The following is an 18,821-nucleotide window of genomic DNA, read 5'->3' as shown; positions in this document are numbered from 1 at the left end:
ATTTTTATTTGAAATCTGCTTCAGTAACTCCTTCATTAACCTTTACTTCAGAAAATGTAAACTCAATATTTTGAGGTCCCATAGACTGTGATAATTTGGTAGGAAATTGTACGCCATTTACTTCTTTGTAATCTCCGTATAATACGGTTTGTACAAAGGTCTGGCCTTGCATTTCCTGAGTGGTTTCCTCTTTAATTTTTAGACCACTTTCTGTATCATAGAAAGCTTTTTTCTTTTCATTTAAAACTAAAACATAAGCATTTTTACCATCTACTTTATCGATCTTATCAAGCTTAATAGTTTCATCTTCAAGCATATTTAATTCAGCAACAATAGCAGATTCTGCCTTTAAATCTTTCAGTTGCTCAGGAGTAGGATTAACTGTTTGCCCTTGTGCAGTAATAACAGCGGTATCACCATTAAGTACTTGCTTAGACATTACATTACCCATCACCTCTATCATTTGTACAAACTGTTCTTTGTTTGTTTTTTTCATAGTTAGTTTAAGTGGTGTTCCCTGAACACTACCTTCGCCAACCATCATAAGAGATTTAAGTGCTGCTACTTTATCTTTTCCGCCTATTGCTTCCAGATAGTTATTTAAAACAGTTTGTTTAGTTACACCTTCAGGAAGAGCTACTTCATATGTTGGCTTTTCTACAGCGTTACCTTCTTTGTCATAAAATTTTACAGGAATTGTTTTTCCTTTAAATGATACATTTTCAAGGTTATTTAAGACTTCGCTTCCTTTTCCTGCAATAACAATACGTGAATTATCTGATAAGAAATACTTTTTAGCTACACGTTGCACATCTGCAATAGTTACAGCATTAATCTTACTTAAGTAATTCTGGTAAAAGTCTTCAGGAAGATTTTCTGTTTCAATATTTAACGCAAAACGCGCTACAGTAGCCGGTTGCTCTAGAGATCTTACAAAACTTCCTACGTATTTTGCTTTAGCGTTTTTTAGATCTTTTTCTGAAACCGGAGTTTCACGTATTCTATCTATTTCTTCTAAAAATGCCACAACAGAACTGTCTGTAACCATGTTTCTAACACTCGCTGAAGCGCTAAACGAAGTCATCCCATATTTGTCATTGCCTATATTAGAATAAGCTCCGTAAGTATAGCCTTTGTCTTCACGTAGGTTTAAAAACAGGCGGCCTTCACCACCACCACCTAAGATTTGATTTGCCATTAAAACCGGAAAATAATCAGGATCACTCATTTTAAGAGAAACCAGGTTTTCTACAATCACTTCAGACTGCACCGCATTAGGCATATCTATAAAGTCTATTTCTGTACTAACAACATTTTTAGGAGTTGTAAAAGCTGCTGAAAGTTCAGTTCCTTTTTTCCAATCTTTAAAATTTTTAGTAACTATTTTTTTGATGTTTTTAAAATCGACATCACCTACGACAACTAAATATGCATTGTTAGGTATAAACGCTTTGTTGTAAAAAGCTTTAGCGTCTGTAAGAGTTACGTTCTCTAAACCTGCTGGCGTCTCAAATTCCCCTTTTGGGTGGTCTTTACCATAAAGTAATGCACGACTTGCCGTATTTGCAGCTGCGGAAACACTCTTCTCATTTGTTTTTAAATTGTCTATAAGAAGTGCTCTCTCTTTGTTAAATTCTTCTTCAGTAAAATTAGGGTTGATTGCTGCATCAGCAAGGAGTTCTAAAATACGATCTGAATATTGAGTAAGACCATTTGCAGCAGCATATTGAGACCCAAAGTTGATACGGGCACCCATAAAATCTACTTCTTCATTATAGGCATCTTTACTAATGCTTGTAGAGCCTTTTCCTAATAATGCGCCAGAAAGTGTTGCAGCTCCTGTTTTGTCTCCTTCCTGAATAGGCGGATTGTCTAACGTAAGTGTGTAGGCAACGCGTGGGAGTTTGTGATTTTCTACAACGATTACCTTTAGACCATTCTTTAATTCGAAGCTCTGAGGCTTGCTGAGGTTGATTTCAGGTGCAGGCCCGGCTTTTGGCATTGTGCTTCTGTCTACCTGTGCATTAGTGCCAAAACTAGCAGCTACAATAAGTAAACTAAATATTATTTTTTTCATCAGAATTTGATTTTGTTTGACGTTACTGTATATGATTTGTAAAAATCTACAGTTTATTTCTCATCTTTTTTAGGTAAATACTCTACTTCAACGCGTTGCGTAGGTTTCAAATATTTATTTGCAACCTCTTTAATTTCTTCACGCGTTATAGAGCGGTAAATATCAATCTCTGTATTAATTAGATTAGTGTCGTCATATAGCATATAATCTGTTGCTAATGTGCTTGCAATACCTTCAACACTAGAGTTTGAGTTTACAAAGTTGCTTTCAGCTTTATTTTGAAGCTTTTGAAAATCGCTTTCTGAGATTAAATTATTTCGCAAAGCGGCAATTTCTTCTTCCATTCCTTCCAGTAAGGTTTCAAGAGAAGTTTCTCCTAAAGGCAAGCCATAGATAATATACATGCCATAATCTTCTTGTTCTAAGTTGATAGCGCCTATTTGAAGTGCTTGCTTTTTCTCATCAACCATTTTTTTATACAGTTTAGAACTTTTACCGTCACTTAAATACGAAGAGATCATATTTAGTACGTAAGCATCGTGATCACCATATCCCGGAGTACGGTATGCGGTTAGGATTGCAGGCACCTGTATGTTAGAATCGTAAAACTGAGTTCTTTTGGCTTCAGTAATAGGAGCTTCTTCAGGATAGCTGCGTTCTAGTTTTGGTCCGCTTGGTATGGGGCCAAAATAATCTTGAATCATTTTTTTAGTTTTGGCGATATCAATATCACCTGCAACTACTAATGCTGCATTACTAGGTTTGTAATATTTATCGAAGTAAGCTTTAAAATCCTCTAAAGAAGCAGCATCAAGATCTTCCATAAATCCTACGTTAGGATCTTTATATGGATGATTTTTAAATAATTGTTCGCTAATGGCGAACAGAAATTGGCCGTAAGGAGAGTTGTCATAACGCAAACGACGCTCTTCTTTTACAACCTCATTTTGAGTATCTACGCCACCTTGTTTAATAATAGGGTGTAACATGCGCTCAGATTCCATCCATAACCCTAATTCTAGATTATTTGAAGGAAAAACTTCATAGTAATACGTGCGATCCTGAGATGTATTTGCATTGTTAGTGCCTCCGTTAGAGCTTACCATCTCAAACCATTTTCCGTTTTCGATGTTTTCTGTTCCTTCAAAAAGCAAATGTTCAAAAAAGTGTGCAAAACCGGTCTGCCCATCTTCACGATCTTTACCACCTACATGATACATTACTGCGGTAGTGACAACTGGAGCGTTATTGTCCTGATGTAAAATGACGTGAAGACCATTGTCTAAATCATACTCTTCAAATTCAACTTCCTGAGCACTAGCATTAAAGCTCAAAAGAAGAATTGAAGCAATTGAAAAAAGAGTCTTTTTCATGCTTAAATTTTATTTTTAGTTATACTCATAAGTATGTGATTAATAAAATATGTTACATAATCTTCATTAAAAATATGTAATCTGCATATTTGGCGAATCATTTGATAACAAAACAAGTTTTTGAGAGTCTAATTCTTATTTTTTAACACGGTGTTAATGACATTAAATTTTAAAAGTGTGAACTTTATGAAAAATCAAAAAAAGTTATGCTTAAAGTTGCCCTTCCTATTCGTTTTGGTGTTGCTATCACCGCTGGTCTAATTGCTTATTTTTTAGTCCTGGCCCTATTTGGGCTTCATACAAACCCTATTTTTAGTCTCTTTAATGGAGTTATTACTGGGTTTGGTATTTATGAATCTATTAAATATTATAAATTAAGTAAAGGAAAAGAGTTTGAATATGGTGATGGTTTCTCTGTAGGAATAGTGACCGGTTTTGTATCTACTATATTGTTTACGGCATTTTTTGCACTATATGCGGGTAATATAAATCCTGATTATCTAGATGTTATGATAGGCAGATGGGAGAGTACTTATGATACTAGTCTGGGTAGTGTAGTATTTGTAGTAGCAATAATGGGCTTTGCAACCAGCGCAGTTTTGACCTTAAGTTTTATGCAACTATTTAAACAAAGCTGGAATACTACTAAAAGAGTTAAATAACTCAATTTTAAATTCAACTATTGATTTGGATTGTAAGTAAATAGCTGTATATTTGCGCCCTCTTAAATCTAAAGGTTTAAGATTTTAAAAACTATTTAATCATTACGCTATGTACGCAATTGTAGAGATAGCAGGGCAGCAATTTAAAGTTGCAAAAGATCAAAAGGTATTTGTAAACCGTTTGTCAGGAGAAGAAGGAGACGATGTTTCTTTCGATAAAGTTCTTATGACAGGAGATGGTGACAACATCACTTTAGGCGCCCCGGCTATAGAAGGAGCTCTAGTAGGAGCAACAATCACTCGTCACTTAAAAGGAGACAAGGTTATCGTTTTCAAAAAGAAGAGACGTAAAGGTTACAGAAAGAAAAACGGTCACCGTCAATCTTTAACTGAACTTTTAATAGGTGATATCTCATTAAAAGGAGGTAAAAAAGCAGCTAAAACTGAAAGCGCAGCTCCTAAAGCTGAAGCTAAAAGTGAATCTAATGACGATTTAAGTAACAACACTGTTGCTGAATTAAGAGAGATGGCTAAAGAACAAGGACTTGAAGGATATTCTTCAATGAAGAAGGCTGAATTAATTGAAGCTTTAAGTAAATAATAATCTACTAAAAACTTAAAATAAGATGGCTCACAAAAAAGGAGTAGGTAGTTCAAAAAACGGTAGAGAATCAGAATCAAAACGCTTAGGTGTTAAGATTTTTGGTGGTCAGGCTGCTATAGCAGGTAATATTATCGTTAGACAACGTGGTAACACGCATCACCCAGGTGATAATGTTTATGGTGGTAAAGACCATACACTACACGCAAGAGTAGACGGTGTTGTTAAATTCACTAAAAAGAAAGACAACAAATCTTACGTTTCTATAGTACCAGCTGCAGAAGCATAAGTAAAACTTATATAATTATTTAAAAGGGTCTCTTTCAGATTGAAAGAGACCCTTTTTTGTTTATAGTTTAAACTTTACCTAATACTGACTTAACACCGCTACTTTATCTTAGTATGTTAATTCAACCCATTGAGAACCCTACTTTTAATTACATTACTTTGTATTATGGCTCCTTATGCTTTAATACAGGCACAGTCTATTGATAAATCTTTTCAGCATTTTTCAGACTCTCTCTTTTATGTATATAAATTAGAATTAGATACTGCATTAAAACAGTCAGATCGTAATAAAATTGTTGAAGCATATTTAAACCGCGCATCGCTATATAAACAATCTCAGATATACACAGAAGCAGTCGAGAATTATAGCTTAGCATACAGATATAGCTCAAAAACAGCAAATAAAACTAAGTCTTGTATTAAAAATAATCTTGGGGAGATTTATATATTATTAAATAATTATACAAAGGCTCTACAATATTTAAAAGAAGCTTTTGAGATTGCATCAGAAAATAATTTATCTATTGAAAAAGCTAAAAGTTTACGGTTAATAGGTACGTGCAAAGAAAAGCTTGGTGAACCCCACGTAGCGTTGACTTATCAAAACAGAAGCTATGCAATTTATAATGAGCAAAATGATTTATATGGGCAGGCCATAGTAAATGAAAATTTAGGAAGTATCTATGAGGACCTTAAAATGTATGATAAAGCGTACAGTCACTTTGAAAAGGCTTTTGTGTATTTTAAAAATACAAATGATGAGTCGCAGATAAATGCTCTTAATAATCTGGCAGATATTTACAGAAAGACTCAAGATTACACGAATGCCCTGATAAAAACAACAGCGGCATTAAATCTTGCACAGCAGTATGATAATTCACATCAAATACAAAGTGCTTATAAAGATCTTTCTAAAACCTACATTTTAAAAAATGATTTTGAAAAGGGTTATCACTATTTGTCTAAATATCAAAAACGTGTAGAGCAGCAGTTTTATTCTCAAAATTTTAATCAGCTAAATGCGCTTCAAACCATTTTTGACACTAAAGAGAAACAAGCTCAAATTAATTTGCTTGAAGCAAAAAACAAGACGGCAAAAGCTAATTTAGTTATTCTCATCCTGCTTACACTAGTTGCGGTCGTTTCATGTGTTTTGGTTCTTTATATTCAGAAAAGAAGAAGGAGCTTAATTGCCAAGATACATGCGTATAAACAACGTGCTCTAGAAGCTGAAATAGAACATAAGGTTGCTCAGGAGCAATACTTACAAAATGAAATTCAGCTTAAAACAGCTACACTCTCTAAATACAGCTTAAGCATTTCTCAAAAAAATAAATTGATAGAAGAGGTGTCGGGAACACTTCAGAAACTAAGTTCTCGTAAACGAATGGATCTTCCTGTAAAATTAGAAGCCCTATCAAAAGAATTAGATCTTCATCTTGCAGAAGATAATGAGTGGAACCAATTTATGGTTCTATTTGAAGAAATTCATCCCCACTTTACAAAAAATTTAAGTGAAGTTACGTTACATAAACTTACGGCAACTGAGTTGCGTTTATGTTTGCTTTTAAGACTTAATTTATCGTCAAAAGAGATCGCTTCTATTTTACGAATTACGGCAGATAGTGTTCGAGTTGCCAGATATCGTCTACGTAAAAAACTGCCCATAGATACGCAGGAAGAGTTAGTAAATTTTATGCTTAAATTATAAAGTAGTGGTTTTCTTTAAGCTGGTGTTAGTTCTATGTAAAATTTAGGTAATTGTTGCCTCCTTGTAGCTTATAAAATTTAGAACCTTTACAATTTGTTGCTTTTAATTTTAGCAGGTGTTTAAAGGGCTCAGGTAAATTTGACAAATACTAAACACCAAAAAAATGAAAATTATTACCAGTTTAAAGTTGCTTTTTGTAACGCTGCTTTTTGTCTTTAATACTACAGGTTTGTCTGCACAAAACAGTAGTATTCAAGGCGTGATTGTAGATGATTATGGGATAAATGTTCCCGGTGCCGCAGTAATGATTGAGGCCTTAAATAAAGGTTCGGTTTCTAATCAAGATGGGAAATTTACCTTTCTTGACATTCCTGAAGGTAGCCATACACTTGTAATTAAATATTTAGGTTTTAAAGACATGTTTGTGCAGGTAGATGTCGCCAGTGGTAAAACAGCGACAGTATCTATTTTATTAACTTCAGAAGAGACTAAATTAGATGATGTACAGGTTATAGGTTATAGTTCTGGTGGGCAATCGCGTGCACTTAATACACAAAAGAACAATCTTAATATTACTAATGTTGTCTCTACAGATCAGATAGGCAAATTTCCTGACGCTAATATAGGTGATGCGGCTAAGCGTATTCCGGGTATTACCATGCAGATAGATCAGGGAGAAGCGCGAAATATTATTATACGTGGTCTGGCGCCACAGTTAAATTCGGTAACCCTAAACGGAAGCCGTATTCCTTCGGCAGAAGGTGATAATAGAAATGTACAGATGGATTTGATTCCGTCTGATATGATACAAACTATCGAGGTCAATAAAGCTGTAACGCCAGATATGGATGCAGATGCTTTAGGTGGTTCGGTAAACCTTGTAACACGATCTACTCCACAAAGCTTTAGACTCTCTGCGACGGGTGGAAGTGGAATAAATTTTATTACAGATAAACGTATTCTAAGCGGGTCGTTTCTTGTAGGCGATCGTTCAAAAAACAAGAAGTTTGGCTGGCTTGTTTCTGCATCTATAAACGACAATGATTTTGGTAGTGATAATGTAGAAGCAGAGTGGGCAGATGCGTTTGAATATACAAACGCAGCGGGCGAAGAGACAGAGGTTGATGTCAATCCGTATGCGGCAGTTTTTGAAACGCGTAAATATCTTGTTCAACGGGTAAGACGTAGTTTTTCTGCAAATCTTGACTACAACATTGATGAGAATAATGAGATTTATTTAAAAACAATGTATAATTGGCGAGATGATCGGGAGAATCGTTTTGCCTATTCTTCTGAGGTTTTAGATGCTGAAGACATTTTTGAAAGTGATTTTGACCTTGTTAATAATACACCATCACGTTTTCCGGTTGAAGCTAAAAGAGAAACTAAAGGAGGTGTGCCTGGCGGAAGAAATCAAAATAGACGCCTTGAAGATCAGCGTATGCAAAACTATAGTTTGGGTGGGAATCACGTCTTTGGAAATCTTAAATTCACTTGGATGGGTTCTTTTGCAAAAGCATCTGAAGAACGACCTAATGAGCGTTATTTAATTTACGCTTCAGAATATGGTATAAACAATGAAGTTATTGACACACGTTATCCCTTACACACTCCAGAAGATACAGAAGATTTCACAAATTTCGAATTTGATGAGTTGACTGAAGAATATCAATTTACAGAAGAAAAGGACCTTAACTTTTTTGCAAATTTTGAGCTCCCGGCAGACTTTTTTAATACCGGTAGTGGGAGTATAAAATTTGGAATTCGTGGGCGTTTTAAAAATAAAAATAGAGACAACACTTTCTTTGAATATTCACCGCTTACAGGAGCTTTAGATAATTTGTCATTAGTAGAGCAACGTATATATAGTGGAAACGATTTTCTTGCAGGTTCTCAATATAAACCCGGTGTTTTTGTATCCCCACAATTTTTAGGAGGTTTAAATCTGCAAGATTTAGCAGCTTTTGAGGGTGAGGCTGTGCCTGATGAATATCTGGGAGATAATTTTGATGTAAAAGAAAATGTTTTTGCAGGCTATATAATGACTAACCAGAAACTTACTGAAAAGCTTAACGTTCTTGTAGGTTTAAGAATTGAAAATACACGTATTGAAAGTGTAGGAAATAATTTTAATGTAGATGATCTGGATGCCGTAACTCAGGTAAAGGATGAGAGTACATATACTAATATTCTACCGGGAGTTCATTTTAAGTATAATGCTTCACAATCAACAGTCTTACGCTTTGCATGGACTAATACGTTAGCTCGGCCTAATTATATAGATCTGGTACCTTACAGGCAGCGTGAGGATGATGAGATTTCAATAGGAAATCCGCAATTAGAACCTACAACTTCTATGAATTTTGATTTCATGGCAGAGCGATATTTTCAGTCTGTAGGGATTCTCTCAGGTGGAGTGTTTTATAAAAATCTTCAGGATTTTATTTACACTCAAAAAACAGATCAAGAAGATGGTATAGAGTTATTTCAGCCTTTAAATGGCGATAAAGCAACCATCTTTGGGGCTGAAGTTGCTTTTCAACGACAGTTAGATTTTTTACCTGGTTTTCTCAAAAACTTTGGTGTCTATTTTAATTATACGTATTTAAATTCTGAAGCTAAAGGTATTGCAAATGAAGATGGTGACTTGCGCGGCGACCTTGATTTACCGGGCTCTTCTCCTAATATGTTTAATGCTTCATTATCTTATGGTGACAGCTGGTTTAGTGCCCGCTTATCTGGTAATTATTCTGATGCTTATTTAGACGAATTAGGAGGTAATGCTTTTGAAGATCGTTTTTATGATGAGCAGTTTTTCTTAGATTTTAATGCAACTGTTTTCCTGTCTAAAAACCTTCAGGTATTTGCAAATCTCAATAATATTACAAATCAGCCATTGCGCTACTATCAAGGAGTGCGGGATAGAACCATGCAGATGGAATACTACAACACACGTTTAACCTTTGGTGTAAAATATGACTTATTTTAAAATGAAAAAATTCAAAATTATAGCATTTCTAAGCGGTATTATTATAGTGATTTCCTGCGGAAGTAGTAAATCTCAACTGCCCGAGATTAAGCCAGACCTAATAACAGAGCACGTTAAATATGATACAGATGACCCTGCGATTTGGATAAATCCTGAAGATGCATCGCAGAGTATTGTTTTTGGTACAGATAAAGAGAGTGATGGGGCGATCTATGCTTTTGATCTTGAAGGAAAGATTATAGAATCAAAAACCATTCGCGGTATTCAAAGGCCTAACAATGTAGATCTGCGTTACGATTTTCCTGTAACTGATTCTACTACGACAGATATCATTGCTTTTACTGAAAGGGAACGTAAAATGTTGCGCATCTATTCGGTTCCTGATATGAAACCTCTAGATAGTGGTGGATTTCCGGTATTTGCAGATGATAGCGATCCCAATATAGATTTTCAATCTCCTATGGGTGTAAGTTTATATAAGTCGGCAATTGACAGCTCATTCTATGCGATTGTAGGTCGAAAATCTGGGCCTTCAGAAAACTACTTATATCAGTATAAAATCACGACAAAATCAGACAGTTTAGTAGGATTTGACTTGATACGTAAATTTGGTCAATTTAGTGGTAAAAAGGAAATTGAAGCTATTGCGGTAGATGATGCGATGGGTTTTATTTATTATTCAGATGAAGGAGATGGTGTTAAAAAATATTTTGCAGAACCTGATAAGGGTAATGAGCAGGTAAGCTCTTTTGGATTTGCAGATTTTCAGAATGATATAGAGGGTATAGCGATTGCAACTTATGAAGATGGCACAGGTTTCTTAATCGTTTCAGACCAGCAACGGGGGCAGTTTAACATTTATGATCGCAAAACAAATGCTTTTATAAAGGCTTTAAATCTTACAACGACAGAAACAGACGGTTGTGATGTGGTAACGGTACCTCTCAATAGTACATTTAAAAACGGCTTGTTTGTAGCCATGAATGACGACGGTACTTTTTATTTTTATGATTTAGCAAAGCTGATGTAGTAAAGAAAAATAGGTTGAAAACTAAAAAACCCCTCTTAAATACATTTAAGAGGGGTTTTGCACTTTAAGTGTTATTAATTATAAACCAGGATATGTTCCTGTAATAATCTCGACACCATCAATTATCCATCCTACTACAAAGAATCCTGCAGTTAGGATAAAGAGAATGTTCCATAAAATAGGGCTTCCTAAGTACCATCTGTGCGCAGCAAAGGCTCCTAAAAATAACCAAAGCAAGATTGCAACGGTTTGACGATCTGCAGCAACAGCAGCCGGTGACACGAGTTCACTGCTAGCTTCATCGGCTGTATTTAGTTCGGTTGTAACTTTTGCTTTGCGCTCTACAGGAAAGCCTGCAAAAGTTGTTGTTGATATCATTAGCAGAAGTGCCAGTGAAAGAATAATTTTGAAATTCATAGAGTTTAGTGGTTAAATTAGACTTTTAAAAATTACGCTATTTTGAGAAGAAAATCCTACACGCTCGTATTGTTTTTGATTTGTTTAACTTTTAGTAATTCGGCAACAGCACAGGAGTTTGAATTTTTTGGAGTTATAAAACTAAACGATACTTCTCTCATAAGTTATAAGCTCTTGTTTAACAGGGTAAATGATTCAATACAAGGGTATTCTCTGACAGATTTTTCTGGAAAGCACGAGACCAAATCCAACATAAAAGGATATTATAACGCTGATAAAAATCTATTGACTTTTAAAGAGTATGATATCGTTTATACAAAGTCTCCTGTAGTACAGGAAGATTTTTGTTTTGTAAACTTTAAAGGAAACGTTCGCGAGCTTGATAAAGTAAAGGCTTTTAGTGGTGATTTTAAAGGTTTATATACTAATGGTGACCCTTGTCTCGATGGCGTTATCGTGGTGAACTCAGGTCAGGAAGTACGTAAACGCGTAGAAAAAATAGATAAGGTTATACAGAAGTCTAAGAAGTTTTCAGATTCGGTTAAACAGAATATCAAAGTAGCGCGGGTTTTAGATACCCTTACGCGAAATATTATCGCAAAAAATGAGAACTTAAATATTTTTACCCGAGATCAGAACATAAAGCTGGCAATCTACGATGCCGGCAAAGAAGACGGTGATATTATCAATTTGTTTGTAGATGAAAAACCTGTGCTGGAAAACTTTACAGTAACGCGTGCTAAAAAGCATATGGAATTTAAACTTTCTAAACCCGCTACAGTGATTCGTGTGGAAGCTATTAGTGAAGGTACGTCATCTCCTAATACTGTTCGCCTAGAAGTGATAGACACCCGTAATTTTGTGAGAACCATTACAAATCTTAAAGCCGGCGAAAAAGCAGAGATGACCATTATAAAAAAATAAACCCCCGTTTTACAGATATCTGTAAGCATTGCATAATGATCAAATATAGATTTGCCTTTCAATTCACAAATCTATATTATGAAAAAAGTTACCTTATTAAGTTTAATTGCGGTTATGCTGTTTACAAGTTGTGCAAGCATTTTTACAGGTTCAAAGCGCAAAGTATTATTTGAATCTAATCCAAACGGAGCTAAAGTTTACGTCAACGGTTTTGAAAAAGGTATAACACCAGTTCAAATTAAAGTTGAGGCTGATGATCGTGTTGACTTCAGATTAGAAAATTACAAAGAGCGCGTTGTTGTTATGGATAGCAATTTTAATCTCGTGTCAATTTTGAATGGTCTATCAATCATTGGTTGGGGTGTAGATGCGTTAACAGGTTCTTTAAAAAGAGTAGATACTAAATACGTTAAGGTAGATTTAGAGAGTGCTGCAACGGCAGCTAATTTTCTTGAGAAAGGGAAGATTCAAAGTGTTAACATTAATACTGATGAGCAAATTGTAGAAACCATAATCGTATTAGATTAAAAATGAAAAAACCCTCCGAAAATGTTTTCGGAGGGTTTTTTTATAAAAGTTATTTTATAACTAGTATCTGTAATATTCAGGCTTATATGGCCCTGCAACAGTTACTCCTATGTATTCAGCTTGTTCTGTGCTTAATTCAGTAAGTTCTACACCTATTTTTTCTAAGTGTAATGCAGCTACTTTCTCATCTAAATGCTTAGGTAGCATATAAACATCATTGTCATAATTAGCAGAATTTTTCCAAAGTTCAATTTGTGCTAATGTCTGGTTTGTAAAAGAGTTACTCATTACAAAACTTGGGTGACCCGTTGCACAACCCAGGTTTACAAGGCGACCTTCAGCAAGAAGAATAATATCTTTACCGTCTATCGTGTATTTGTCAACCTGCGGCTTAATCTCATCTTTAGTAGAACCGTAGTTTTCATTTAACCATGCTACTTGTATCTCGTTATCAAAGTGGCCTATGTTACAAACGATAGTTTTATCTTTCATCGCTTTGAAGTGCTCTCCACGCACGATATCTTTATTTCCTGTAGTTGTAATCACAATATCTGCAGTGCTTACTACGCTTTCAAGACGTTTAACCTCAAAACCGTCCATCGCAGCTTGCAATGCACAAATAGGGTCAATTTCTGTAACCGTAACTATAGAACCTGCACCTTTAAAAGAAGCAGCTGTACCTTTACCTACATCCCCATAACCACAAACAACTACGCGTTTACCGGCAAGCATAATATCTGTTGCACGACGCACTGCATCAACAGCACTTTCGCGACAACCGTATTTGTTGTCAAATTTAGATTTAGTAACACTATCGTTAATATTGATAGCAGGCATCATTAAACTTCCTTTTTTCACGCGCTCGTATAAACGGTGAACTCCTGTAGTAGTCTCTTCAGAAATACCTTTAATTGCAGCACCTAACTCAGGATACTCATCAAGTACCATATTAGTTAAATCACCACCATCATCAAGTATCATATTTAATGGCTTACGGTCTTCACCAAAGAAAAGCGTTTGCTCAATACACCAGTTAAATTCTTCTTCGCTTAAACCTTTCCAGGCGTACACAGGAATTCCCGCTGCTGCAATTGCTGCTGCCGCGTGATCTTGTGTAGAGAAAATATTACAAGAGCTCCAGGTCACATCTGCACCTAGCGCAACAAGTGTTTCAATTAATACTGCTGTTTGAATTGTCATATGCAGACATCCTGCAATACGCGCTCCTTTTAGAGGTTGCTCGGCACCATATTCTTCTCTCAAAGCCATAAGTCCCGGCATCTCTGCTTCAGCTAATTCAATTTCTTTTCTACCCCAAGCAGCTAAAGAAATATCTTTAACTTTATAAGGCACATACTGTACTGTTTTCGTTGACATAGTCTTATATTTACAATTCTTATTTTTTGCAAAAATACGTAATAATCACTACTTAACGTGCCACTTTTCAAAACAATAACACCTAGCTCAACCACTCAAGTTTATATCTGGAAAGTGGAAGAGCCTCTTGAAGTTTTAGCAAAATCTGTAAATCTCACCCCACATTGCCAAGCTCGATTTGACAGTATGAAGTCAGAATTGCACCGTAGAGGTTTCTTAAGTATTAGACATCTTTTACACGTTGCAGGCTATACAGATCAGGATTTATACTATACAGAGAATGGCAAGCCGCATCTTAAGGACGGTAAGCATATTTCAATAACACATTCCTATAATTTTACAGCAATAATTGTAAGTGAGACTGCTGAAGTAGGTATAGATATTGAAATGCAGCGCGATAAAATCTTACGTATTGCATCTCGCTTTACTCCCTTAAAAGAATACAAAACCCTGGCAAACGATGAGGCTGTTGTGCGCAAACTCACCATTGTTTGGGGAGCAAAAGAATCATTATATAAAATATACGGGGTTAAAGGGCTCAGCTTTTTACAACATATTAATGTAGCTGATTTTGATTTTGATGACTATAAATCAACGGCGGTTATAAATTATCACGGGAGTCAGAGTGAGTACAGTGTTGATTTTCTCGAGTTTGAAGGCTTTACCTGTGTATATGCTTTGGCTTTATGATCAAAAATTTAAAGAAAAGTAAAAAAGAAGTCTACACGCATTTTCAAAATGCAGCACAAAATAGGCAGTCTCTCTTTGCAATCTTATTTGACCCGGAAGGGTTTGATGTCACCTCAATTGAAATACAATTAAAGCGAATCCCTAAAAACACTACGCATATTCTGGTAGGAGGCAGTACAGCGACTCAATCTCAAACGCAAGTAGCGGTTCGTTATATTAAAGAACAGTGTAAATTACCGGTTGTATTATTTCCCGGAGATTACCGGCATATTACGGCACAAGCAGATGCATTACTTTTTTTAAGTTTACTTTCTGGGGACAATGCAGAATACCTCATACATCAGCAAATAAAGTCTGTAGACATACTTAGAGATACAGATATAGAGATTATACCTACCGGTTATATTTTAATAGACGGTGGAATTGAAACTGCAGTTCAGCGGGTAAGCAACACTCGGCCGCTATCTCAAAACAATATTGATCTCATTGTAAATACTGCACTTGCGGGGCAATATTCTGGCAAAAAATTAATTTATTTAGAGGCGGGTAGTGGAGCTGTGAATCGGGTTTCCGTACAAATTATAGAAGCTGTAAAAAAAGCGATAACAATACCCTTAATTGTAGGAGGCGGAATACGCACTCAGCAGCAGTTGCAAGATGCATATCGCGCAGGAGCAGATATGGTTGTGGTAGGAAATGCTTTTGAAAAAGGCGATTTTTAAGACCCTCGTATTGTTGAGATAGTTCTATATTATCGCAGAAATAAAATAATAAAACTCATGAACATTTCAGTAGAACTTACATTAACGCCACTCCAGGACGATTACGAGCCGGCAATTATAGATTTTATTAAAAGTTTGCGTGCATCTGGGCTAATCGTTTTAGAAAACCCTTTAAGTACACAGGTTTATGGTGATTATGATGCCGTAATGACTGTACTTCAGAAAGAAATGAAAGTTGCTTTAGAAGCGGTGGAGCGAGGTCTTTTATACATAAAAATCGTAAAATCTGACCGTAGCGACTATGAGCCCCATTTTTGATTTTCTATTTGGGCAATATGCAGATTATGAGACCACTTCTGTAGTCTTAGAAATTATAGCGGTTGTTTTCGGACTCCTTTCTGTCTGGTTTTCTAAGCAGAACAATATTTGGGTTTACCCTTCGGGGATGATAAGCACAGCAATTTTTGTGTATCTGTTAGCAAAGTGGGGTTTGCTGGGCGATTTAATGATTAACGCATATTATTTTGCGATGAGTGTTTATGGCTGGTACATCTGGACGCGTAAAGTTGATGCAAAACATGTTACACCTATAACGCGAACTACGTTAACAGAACATAAATGGTCTGCTCTCATTTTTATAATAACGCTCATTTTTGTGTTTTGTGTCTACACGTATTTTGACAAGTGGAATAGTTGGACGGCATATGTAGATACGGTAACTACAGCAATATTCTTTGTAGGTATGTGGCTTATGGCTAAGCGTAAGATTGAGAATTGGATTTATTGGATAGTGGGAGATATAATCTCTGTACCCCTATATTTTCACAAAGGCTTCACATTTACCAGTTTTCAATATATTATTTTTACTATTCTAGCTATTTATGGTTTTATTGCGTGGAAAAAATACCTGAACAACAACCCGGTGATTGTATAAAAATTGTGCTGTTTGGACCTGAAAGTAGTGGTAAAACAACGCTTTCACGAGCACTTTCTGAATATTATAAAACGCTATGGGTACCTGAGTATGCTCGCGAATATCTTCAGGAGAAGTGGGTAACTCAAAAAACAATTTGTGAGCCTAATGATATACTACCCATTGCAAGAGGACAGATTAAACTAGAGAATGACGCAGTACAAACTGGCATTAAATTAGTATTTTGTGATACAGATCTCTTAGAGACAAAAGTCTATAGTGAAGCTTATTATGAGGGCTGGTGTGACCCTTTAGTTGCCGAAGCAGCGCTCAAAAATGTGTATGATCTTTATCTTTTAACTTATATTGATATACCCTGGGAGGCAGATGACTTACGAGATAGGCCAGAGCAACGTCAGGAAATGTTTAATCTTTTTGAGCAGGCATTAATCAACAATAAAAGACCGTATGTGCTTTTAAAGGGAACTGTACCACAACGTTTAAAAACAGCTATTAACCATATTAACAACTTACTACCTTGAATTTTACAGACCAAGAAATCAGCGAAATCAGAGAACATGGTTTAACAACAAAGCAAGTAGCTTCTCAAATAGAACTTTTTGTAAATGGAGTACCTAATGTTAAGCTTGTTTCTGCAGCAACTACATCAAACGGTATTTTTCAGCTTTCAGATCAGGAAACCTTAACCTATCGTGATGCATATGAACAAAAGAAAGCAGACATCGATATCTTAAAGTTTACTCCGGCTTCTGGTGCTGCCAGTCGTATGTTTAAAAGTGTGTTTAAATTTCTAGAAGACTATAATGCAGAGAAAGAAACTGTAAACGCTTATTTAGAACGTACTGGGAGTAAGGCTATGAGAGCTTTTTTTGATAATTACGAAAAATTTCCTTTTTATAATAGAATAGTAGATCATCTTAATGATGCTGAATTAGCTGACGAAAACTCAAAAAAGTATGCTTTTGTTAAGAAAATGATGGGTGCCAAAGGTGAAGATTATGGCAACTTACCTAAGGGGTTAATCCCTTTTCATTATTATGGTTCTTACAGTGTAACAGCATTTGAAGAACATCTGTATGAGGCGGCCGCCTACGCAGCAAAAAGTGGTCACGCAAAATTACATTTTACAGTATCTCCAGAACACAAAGAGGCTTTTGAAGCACAATTAAAAGAGGTAGAGACTTCTGTAAGCACAAAAACAAATACTAATTTTAAGGTTGACTATTCTTTTCAAAAGCCCGAAACAGATACTATTGCGGTTACCTTAGACAATAAAATGTATCGTAAGGAAGATGGTTCGTTACTTTTTAGACCTGGTGGTCACGGTGCATTAATAGAAAATTTAAATGATGTTGATGCAGATGTGATTTTTATTAAAAACATAGACAACGTTTTGGTTAATAGTAGAATTGAAAAGTTGGCTAAAAGCAAGCGTACACTTGCAGGAGTGCTACTAGCAAAGCAAGAGCAAGTTTTTAAATATGCAGAATTACTAGCAAATGATAGTATTACAGATGCAGAACTTGAAACGCTGGTTGCGTTTTTAGAAACCGAATTCAGTACGCGTATAAGTGATGCTTATTCTAATTTTTCTAATGCTGAAAAGAAAAAATATTTAGCTGAAATTCTAGACAGGCCTTTACGGGTTTGCGGTATGGTTAAAAATGAAGGAGAACCTGGCGGAGGTCCGTTTTGGGTTGAAGATGAAAATGGCAAGATAGCGCTGCAGATTATTGAAAGCGCACAGGTAAATACTAAAGACGCTAAGCAGGAAGAGATTTTCAAAAACTCAACACATTTTAACCCGGTAGATATTGTTGCAGGTGTACGTAATTATAAAGGTGAAAAATATAATTTGCTTGATTATGTAAATCCAGACCTGGCATTTATCGCATATAAAACAGATGGAGGTACAGAGATTAAAGCATTAGAGCTTCCAGGATTGTGGAATGGCGCGATGGCACGCTGGAACACCTTATTTGTTGAGGTGCCTTTAGAAACATTTAATCCTGTAAAAACGGTAAACGACTTACTAAAACCTTCTCACCAGAGCTAGATGAATAAAGATGCACTGTATTTAGAATGTGATTTTAAAGCAGTTCGCAGTAGCGGGCCGGGTGGTCAACATGTAAATAAAACTTCAACTAAAGTGATGTTGCATTGGAGTCTTAGCGATTCAGCAGTATTTGATGAAGTACAAAAAGATCGCTTGGTCGTTCGTTTATCATCAAAACTTACTACAGAGGGTTCACTGGTTTTATCGTATGATCAAAGTCGTAGCCAACATAAAAATAAAGAAGAGGTATTTAAGAATCTGGTAAAGCTTTTAGAAGCAGGATTAAAAATTCCGAAGCATAGAAAGAAAACAAAGCCTTCTTTAGCTTCTAAGAAAAGACGACTAGACACAAAGAAGCGTACAGCAGATAAAAAGGCCAATCGAAGACCGCCTAGTCTTTAAAAAATAGTTGTTAAGATTTTAAAAGTGTGGAGAATTTCCA

Annotated in this window: 19 protein-coding genes; 15 read left to right on the top strand and 4 right to left on the bottom strand. The window is 35.7% G+C overall.

Annotated elements, in window-relative coordinates:
* Nucleotides 1-4: 4 nt before the first annotated feature.
* Complete coding sequence (locus tag ACIGAM_RS01965) at nucleotides 5-2,077, bottom strand: insulinase family protein (RefSeq protein WP_396509781.1); 2,073 nt, start codon at nucleotides 2,075-2,077, stop codon at nucleotides 5-7.
* Between the two features lie 53 nt (nucleotides 2,078-2,130).
* Entirely contained in the window at nucleotides 2,131-3,450 is a 1,320-nt protein-coding gene (locus tag ACIGAM_RS01960) for a M16 family metallopeptidase (protein ID WP_396509780.1), read from the bottom strand.
* A gap of 206 nt (nucleotides 3,451-3,656) precedes the next feature.
* On the opposite strand from ACIGAM_RS01960, the gene ACIGAM_RS01955 reads away from it, so the two are divergent.
* The 6 genes from ACIGAM_RS01955 (at nucleotide 3,657) to ACIGAM_RS01930 (ending at nucleotide 10,731) form a co-directional block, all read left to right on the top strand.
* Nucleotides 3,657-4,112, top strand: a complete 456-nt coding sequence (locus ACIGAM_RS01955; RefSeq protein WP_396509779.1) for a DUF4199 family protein — start codon at nucleotides 3,657-3,659, stop codon at nucleotides 4,110-4,112.
* A 109-nt stretch (nucleotides 4,113-4,221) separates the two neighbouring features.
* On the top strand, nucleotides 4,222-4,713 hold the full coding sequence (rplU, locus tag ACIGAM_RS01950; protein WP_028376877.1) for a 50S ribosomal protein L21: 492 nt from the start codon (nucleotides 4,222-4,224) through the stop codon (nucleotides 4,711-4,713).
* 25 nt (nucleotides 4,714-4,738) lie between these two features.
* Nucleotides 4,739-5,002, top strand: a complete 264-nt coding sequence (rpmA, locus tag ACIGAM_RS01945) for a 50S ribosomal protein L27 (RefSeq protein WP_028376876.1) — start codon at nucleotides 4,739-4,741, stop codon at nucleotides 5,000-5,002.
* A gap of 129 nt (nucleotides 5,003-5,131) precedes the next feature.
* Nucleotides 5,132-6,712, top strand: coding sequence for a tetratricopeptide repeat protein (locus ACIGAM_RS01940; RefSeq protein ID WP_396509778.1), 1,581 nt, complete (start codon nucleotides 5,132-5,134; stop codon nucleotides 6,710-6,712).
* A 163-nt stretch (nucleotides 6,713-6,875) separates the two neighbouring features.
* Nucleotides 6,876-9,701 (top strand): TonB-dependent receptor, encoded by a 2,826-nt coding sequence (locus tag ACIGAM_RS01935; protein WP_396509777.1) that lies wholly within the window; start codon nucleotides 6,876-6,878, stop codon nucleotides 9,699-9,701.
* Nucleotide 9,702: 1 nt separating this feature from the next.
* Nucleotides 9,703-10,731, top strand: a complete 1,029-nt coding sequence (locus ACIGAM_RS01930) for a phytase (protein ID WP_396509776.1) — start codon at nucleotides 9,703-9,705, stop codon at nucleotides 10,729-10,731.
* A gap of 78 nt (nucleotides 10,732-10,809) precedes the next feature.
* On the opposite strand, the gene ACIGAM_RS01925 is transcribed toward ACIGAM_RS01930, so the two are convergent.
* Nucleotides 10,810-11,148 carry a TM2 domain-containing protein gene (locus ACIGAM_RS01925; protein ID WP_028376873.1) on the bottom strand — a complete coding sequence of 113 codons (339 nt, stop codon included), beginning with the start codon at nucleotides 11,146-11,148 and terminating at the stop codon, nucleotides 10,810-10,812.
* A 42-nt stretch (nucleotides 11,149-11,190) separates the two neighbouring features.
* On the opposite strand from ACIGAM_RS01925, the gene ACIGAM_RS01920 reads away from it, so the two are divergent.
* Both ACIGAM_RS01920 and ACIGAM_RS01915 read left to right on the top strand, forming a co-directional pair.
* Nucleotides 11,191-12,072, top strand: a complete 882-nt coding sequence (locus tag ACIGAM_RS01920) for a hypothetical protein (protein WP_396509775.1) — start codon at nucleotides 11,191-11,193, stop codon at nucleotides 12,070-12,072.
* A 78-nt stretch (nucleotides 12,073-12,150) separates the two neighbouring features.
* Nucleotides 12,151-12,600 (top strand): PEGA domain-containing protein, encoded by a 450-nt coding sequence (locus tag ACIGAM_RS01915; RefSeq protein WP_396509774.1) that lies wholly within the window; start codon nucleotides 12,151-12,153, stop codon nucleotides 12,598-12,600.
* A 60-nt stretch (nucleotides 12,601-12,660) separates the two neighbouring features.
* Here ACIGAM_RS01915 and ahcY read toward each other — a convergent pair whose 3' ends face one another.
* Entirely contained in the window at nucleotides 12,661-13,977 is a 1,317-nt protein-coding gene (gene ahcY / locus ACIGAM_RS01910; protein ID WP_396509773.1) for an adenosylhomocysteinase, read from the bottom strand.
* A 57-nt stretch (nucleotides 13,978-14,034) separates the two neighbouring features.
* Here ahcY and ACIGAM_RS01905 point away from each other — a divergent pair, with 57 nt between their 5' ends.
* From ACIGAM_RS01905 to arfB, 7 genes are read left to right on the top strand one after another with little or no spacing between them, the layout of a single operon-like run.
* Complete coding sequence (locus ACIGAM_RS01905; RefSeq protein ID WP_396509772.1) at nucleotides 14,035-14,667, top strand: 4'-phosphopantetheinyl transferase family protein; 633 nt, start codon at nucleotides 14,035-14,037, stop codon at nucleotides 14,665-14,667.
* Nucleotides 14,664-15,389: a geranylgeranylglyceryl/heptaprenylglyceryl phosphate synthase gene (locus ACIGAM_RS01900; protein WP_396509771.1), complete on the top strand. Its 726-nt coding sequence runs from the start codon at nucleotides 14,664-14,666 to the stop codon at nucleotides 15,387-15,389. Before ACIGAM_RS01905 ends, ACIGAM_RS01900 begins: the two co-directional genes overlap by 4 nt.
* A 57-nt stretch (nucleotides 15,390-15,446) precedes the next feature.
* Entirely contained in the window at nucleotides 15,447-15,707 is a 261-nt protein-coding gene (locus ACIGAM_RS01895) for a thiamine-binding protein (protein ID WP_028376866.1), read from the top strand.
* Nucleotides 15,691-16,323, top strand: a complete 633-nt coding sequence (pnuC, locus tag ACIGAM_RS01890) for a nicotinamide riboside transporter PnuC (protein WP_396509770.1) — start codon at nucleotides 15,691-15,693, stop codon at nucleotides 16,321-16,323. The genes ACIGAM_RS01895 and pnuC overlap by 17 nt, the downstream gene beginning before the upstream one ends.
* The gene (locus tag ACIGAM_RS01885) at nucleotides 16,284-16,844 is read left to right on the top strand and encodes an AAA family ATPase (RefSeq protein ID WP_396509769.1); all 561 of its coding nucleotides are present in this window, start codon (nucleotides 16,284-16,286) and stop codon (nucleotides 16,842-16,844) included. The genes pnuC and ACIGAM_RS01885 overlap by 40 nt, the downstream gene beginning before the upstream one ends.
* Nucleotides 16,841-18,379, top strand: a complete 1,539-nt coding sequence (locus tag ACIGAM_RS01880; RefSeq protein ID WP_396509768.1) for a DUF4301 family protein — start codon at nucleotides 16,841-16,843, stop codon at nucleotides 18,377-18,379. Before ACIGAM_RS01885 ends, ACIGAM_RS01880 begins: the two co-directional genes overlap by 4 nt.
* Nucleotides 18,380-18,781 carry an alternative ribosome rescue aminoacyl-tRNA hydrolase ArfB gene (gene arfB, locus ACIGAM_RS01875; RefSeq protein ID WP_396509767.1) on the top strand — a complete coding sequence of 134 codons (402 nt, stop codon included), beginning with the start codon at nucleotides 18,380-18,382 and terminating at the stop codon, nucleotides 18,779-18,781.
* Nucleotides 18,782-18,821: the final 40 nt, after the last annotated feature.

Source organism: Leeuwenhoekiella sp. NPDC079379 (assembly GCF_044542075.1).
Taxonomy (GTDB): Bacteria; Bacteroidota; Bacteroidia; order Flavobacteriales; family Flavobacteriaceae; genus Leeuwenhoekiella.
The sequence above is the reverse complement of the archived record's forward strand: the minus strand, read 5'-3'. Positions and strand labels throughout refer to the sequence as shown.

Coding starts and splice junctions, on each gene's coding strand:
- ACIGAM_RS01965 (WP_396509781.1), bottom strand. CDS start 2,077: ATGAAAAAAATAATATTTAGTTTACTTATTGTAGCTGCTAGTTTTGGC.
- ACIGAM_RS01960 (WP_396509780.1), bottom strand. CDS start 3,450: ATGAAAAAGACTCTTTTTTCAATTGCTTCAATTCTTCTTTTGAGCTTT.
- ACIGAM_RS01955 (WP_396509779.1), top strand. CDS start 3,657: ATGCTTAAAGTTGCCCTTCCTATTCGTTTTGGTGTTGCTATCACCGCT.
- rplU (WP_028376877.1), top strand. CDS start 4,222: ATGTACGCAATTGTAGAGATAGCAGGGCAGCAATTTAAAGTTGCAAAA.
- rpmA (WP_028376876.1), top strand. CDS start 4,739: ATGGCTCACAAAAAAGGAGTAGGTAGTTCAAAAAACGGTAGAGAATCA.
- ACIGAM_RS01935 (WP_396509777.1), top strand. CDS start 6,876: ATGAAAATTATTACCAGTTTAAAGTTGCTTTTTGTAACGCTGCTTTTT.
- ACIGAM_RS01930 (WP_396509776.1), top strand. CDS start 9,703: ATGAAAAAATTCAAAATTATAGCATTTCTAAGCGGTATTATTATAGTG.
- ACIGAM_RS01925 (WP_028376873.1), bottom strand. CDS start 11,148: ATGAATTTCAAAATTATTCTTTCACTGGCACTTCTGCTAATGATATCA.
- ACIGAM_RS01915 (WP_396509774.1), top strand. CDS start 12,151: ATGAAAAAAGTTACCTTATTAAGTTTAATTGCGGTTATGCTGTTTACA.
- ahcY (WP_396509773.1), bottom strand. CDS start 13,977: ATGTCAACGAAAACAGTACAGTATGTGCCTTATAAAGTTAAAGATATT.
- ACIGAM_RS01900 (WP_396509771.1), top strand. CDS start 14,664: ATGATCAAAAATTTAAAGAAAAGTAAAAAAGAAGTCTACACGCATTTT.
- ACIGAM_RS01895 (WP_028376866.1), top strand. CDS start 15,447: ATGAACATTTCAGTAGAACTTACATTAACGCCACTCCAGGACGATTAC.
- pnuC (WP_396509770.1), top strand. CDS start 15,691: ATGAGCCCCATTTTTGATTTTCTATTTGGGCAATATGCAGATTATGAG.
- arfB (WP_396509767.1), top strand. CDS start 18,380: ATGAATAAAGATGCACTGTATTTAGAATGTGATTTTAAAGCAGTTCGC.